Raw genomic sequence first — 4266 nt, forward strand, 5'->3', positions numbered from 1 at the left:
GTCGGCGGCGGCGTCGCAGGCGGCGCGGACGCCGCGGCAGGCATCGGTGCCGGTGTCGCGGCGGGTGTCGGCGCGGTTGCCGACGCCGGAGCGGACCTGGGCGGCAGCCTCGGAACCAACCTGGTCGGCGGACTGGACACGGCCGGTGGCCTGGGCGCCGGTCTGACCAGCGGTCTCACCGGTGGTCTCGGTGGAATCTTCGAAACCGGTGCGGGCCTCGGCTCCGCACTGACCGGCAGCGTCGGCGGTGCCGTCGACGCGGTGGGCGAGGCAGGCGCCTCGGTCGGCGCGGTCGCCGACGCCGGTGCGAACGTGGACGCGAACCTCGGTGGCGCCCTGGACACGGCGGCCGATCTGGGTGGCACGGTCGGTGGCGCCCTGGACACGGCCGCGAATGTCGGCGGAAGCCTCGGTGGCACCGTGGATGCCGCGGCCGGAGTCGGCGGTGACGTGGCCGGTGGAATCGAAGGCGGCCTGGACAGCGCGGTCGACGCCACTGCCGGACTGACCGGTGGCCTCGATGCCACCACCGACGCGGTCACCGGCCTCGGCGCCGGATTGTCCGGCGGCGTGGGTGGCCTCGGATCGCTCGGCACCTCGGTCGGAGGCGCCCTCGACGGTGCGGTCGGCGGAGCGGTCGACGGTGGAGCCGCAGTGGGCGGTGCCGTCGACGGCGGAGCGTCCGCCGGCGGTTCGGTCGACGGTGGAGCGTCGGCAGGCGGCTCCGCCGACACGGACGCGACCACGGACGGTTCGGCCGACCTCGGAGCGGTCGGCGGGGTCGTGGCCGACACCACCGGGTCGATCGCAGGCGGACTCGGGTCCACCCTGGGCGGTGCCGTCGACACCGGCGCCGACACCTGGTCGTCGATCGACGCCGACAACGCGTTCGGCGCCGACTCGGGCCTGCACGCCGACACCGACGGCTCGCTGTTCGGTGACACCGACACCTCGGTGGCCACCACGCACGACGTCACGGACGTGGTCGATCACCTCGAGCCGTGATGAGACGGYGGTTCCGGCATCCCCCAGACGGGGCGGCCGGAACCGCCGTACGATGTAACGAAATCAGCCCCGGACGCGTTATGCGTGCGGGGCTGTTTCACACAGTCGGGTGTCGGTGCACTGAACGTGGTGTCCGCACAGAGGTCGGAAGAATTGCGGGTCAACGAAGCTCATGGACAGTGCAGCCGCCGAGAAGAGTCCAGCCGGGTCCCAGTCGATGACGGCGTTGCTCGAGCAGGCCCTGGACGTGGCGAAGAGGTTCGGTCGCGGCGATCTGGCGCAGCGCCTCGACTCGGCCCGGACCCGGGTGCAGGACCCGCGGATGCGGATCGTCGTGGTCGGACCGCTCAAGCAGGGCAAGAGCCAGTTCGTGAACTCCCTCCTCAACCTCACCGTGTGCTCGGTGGGCGACGACGAGACCACCGCGATCCCCACCGTCGTCCAGAACGCCGAGACCGCGTCGGCCGAACTGCTCCTCGCCGATCCGGGTGCCGACCCGATCCGGGTTCCTCTTCCGCTCGACGAGCTGAACGGCATCACGCCGGCCTCGCCCCGCGCCGAGGGCCGGGAGGTGCTGCGGGTGGAGGTCAACGTCCCGAGCCCGCTGCTCGCCGACGGTCTGGTCCTGGTCGACACGCCCGGCGTGGGCGGTGCCGGCAACCCGCACGCCGCGAGCACACTCGGGCTGATCCCGGCGTCGGACGCCGTGTTCGTTCTGTCCGACGCCAGCCAGGAATTCACCGAACCGGAGCTCGGCTTCATCCGCCAGGTCACGAGCCTGTGCCCGTCGGTGGCGTGCCTGATCAGCAAGACCGACCTGTACCCGCACTGGCGCGAGATCGTCGAAGCCGACCGCGGGCACCTCGCGCGGGCCGGTCTCGACGTTCCCCTGATCCCGATCTCCTCGGTGCTGCGTTCGCACGCGCTGCGACTGCAGGACGAGGAACTCAACACCGAATCCGGTTTCGTCGACCTGTACGCGTTCCTGCGCGAGCGGGTGGTGGCTCGGGCGGAGGCGAACACGCGGCGGGCCGTGTCGCTGGACGTGTCCTCCGCGGCCGAGCATCTCACTTTGGGGATCGGCAGTGAGCTTGCCGCCCTGCGTGATCCGGCGAAGGGCGTGGCCGCGGTCGCCGAACTGCAGAAGGCGAAGGCCGCCGCCGAGGAGCTGCACAAGAAGACGTCGCTGTGGCAGCAGACGCTGGGCGACGGTATCGCCGACCTGGCCGCGGACATCGATCACGACCTCCGGGACCGGTTGCGCCGCGTCACCCGGGAAGCCGAGGAGACCGTCGACGAGGGCGACCCCGGCAAGGACTGGGACGCGCTCGGTCAGTGGCTCGAGCAGGAATTCGCCACCGCGATCGGCGACAACTTCGTGTGGGCCCACGACCGTGCGCTGTGGCTGGCCGAGGTGGTGGCGCAGCACTTCGCCGAGACGGGTGCCGTCGAACTGCCGCACCTGGACGTCGCGAACGTCGACGGTGTCCTCGAACCGGTGGCCTCCCTCGCGGACCTCGAGGCCGGACGCATCGGCATCACGCAGAAGGTTCTCGTCGGGATGCGCGGGTCGTACGGCGGTGTCCTCATGTTCGGTCTGATCACCACGATGATGGGGATGGCCCTGGTCAATCCGATCTCGATCGGCGCCGGAGTCCTCCTCGGCACGAAGGCGTACCGGGAAGACAAGGAGAGCCGGATCCTGAAGCGGCGGGCGGAGGCGAAGGCCGCTATCCGCCGGTTCGCCGACGACGCCAGCTTCCAGGTGGGCAAGGAGTCGAAGGATCGGCTCCGGTCGATCCAGCGCTTGCTGCGCGATCATTTCAGCGCGATCGCCGAGCAGGCGTTGCGGTCGATCAACGACTCGCTGCGAGGCGCACAGGAGGCGGCGAATCTCGAGTCCACCGAACGGACCCGCCGGATCGCGCAGCTCGAGAAGGATCTGCACGTCGCATCCGAATTGAAACAGCAAGCCGCGCAACTCGTCGCAGGCGACGCGGGAGCGGTCACGGCATGACGGCCGCTCCGCTTCACGAAGCCCGGGCACTCATCGCGTCCGCCCGGCAGTTGTACGCGGGCAGACCCGAGATCCGGGATCAGCTGACCGAATGCGCCCGGCGACTGGAACAACCGCTGCGGGTGGCCCTGGCCGGTTCGCTGAAGGCAGGCAAGTCCACTCTGCTCAATTCCCTGGTGGGACAGGACATCGCGCCCACCGACGCGACCGAGTGCACCCGCGTCGTCACCTGGTACCGCAGCGGGTCGACGCCCACCGTGACGGCGTGGTACCAGCCGGACAACRGTAGTGGCGCTCAGCGTTCCGCCAACGTCCCGGTGCTGCGCCGGGACGGACATCTCACGTTCGACCTCGGCCACCTCACCGCCGACCAGGTGGACCGTCTCGATGTGGAGTGGCCGTCGTCCGCCCTGGCTCACACGACGATCATCGACACCCCGGGTACGTCCTCGCTGTCGCGGGACGTCTCGGCCCGCACCCTCGAGATGCTCACCCCCGACAACGAGGCGTCCGGCGCCGACGCCGTGGTCTACCTGCTGCGCACGCTCAACGCGACCGACGTCCAGTTCCTGGGTCAGATCGGCGACCACGTGGGCGACGAATCGGGACCGCTCGGTGTGGTCGGTGTCGTGTCGCGGGCCGACGAGGTGGGGGCGGGACGCCTGGACGCCATGATGTCCGCGAAGGAAGTGGCGTCCCGGTTCGCGGGTGAACTCGAGCGCACCGGGCTGTGCCAGGCCGTCGTCCCCGTCGCGGGTTTGCTGGCGCTCGGCGCCCGCACGATGCGTCAGGCCGAGTTCACCGCGTTCCAGCATCTGGCCGAGGTCCCGGTGGACGACCTGAACCTGGCGATGCTGTCGGCCGACCGATTCGCGCGTGAGGACAGTCCGCTTCCCGTGGACGCCCGGATGCGCGCTCAGCTGGCAGACCGCTTCGGGCTCTTCGGGATCCGGATGGCCGTCACCCTGATCCGGTTGGGCACCAAGGACTCGCCGACGCTGGCGGCGGAACTGGTGGAACGCAGCGGCCTCGACGAATTGCGTCAGGTGATCGACATCCAGTTCGGGCAGCGGGCCGACCAGTTGAAGACCCATTCGGCGCTCGTGGCACTCAAGCGGGTGCTCACGGCGCATCCGGTGCCGGGTGCGGGCGAGATTCTGATGTCGGCCGAACGGCTGCTCTCCGATGTGCACGGTTTCCAGGAACTGCGGCTGCTCGGGCGGCTGCGGTCTACCGAGGTGGGG

General features: G+C 70.2%; 2 protein-coding genes and 1 pseudogene. All 3 read left to right on the top strand.

Going from position 1 to position 4266, the window contains the following annotated elements:
* A pseudogene (locus AC1D1G_RS42360) lies at window positions 1-1005 on the top strand (IniB N-terminal domain-containing protein); the annotation flags it as partial.
* 172 nt (window positions 1006-1177) lie between these two features.
* Complete coding sequence (locus AC1D1G_RS42365; protein ID WP_005560811.1) at window positions 1178-3022, top strand: dynamin family protein; 1845 nt, start codon at window positions 1178-1180, stop codon at window positions 3020-3022.
* The coding region (locus AC1D1G_RS42370) for a dynamin family protein (RefSeq protein WP_477956616.1) at window positions 3019-4266 on the top strand (1248 nt) is incomplete at its 3' end. The genes AC1D1G_RS42365 and AC1D1G_RS42370, both read left to right, overlap by 4 nt.

This window comes from Rhodococcus sp. P3_B8 (assembly GCF_056402775.1).

What these genes read in the sequence shown, in the direction of transcription:
- AC1D1G_RS42365 (WP_005560811.1), top strand. Translation starts at nt 1,178, where the DNA reads ATGGACAGTGCAGCCGCCGAGAAGAGTCCAGCCGGGTCCCAGTCGATG.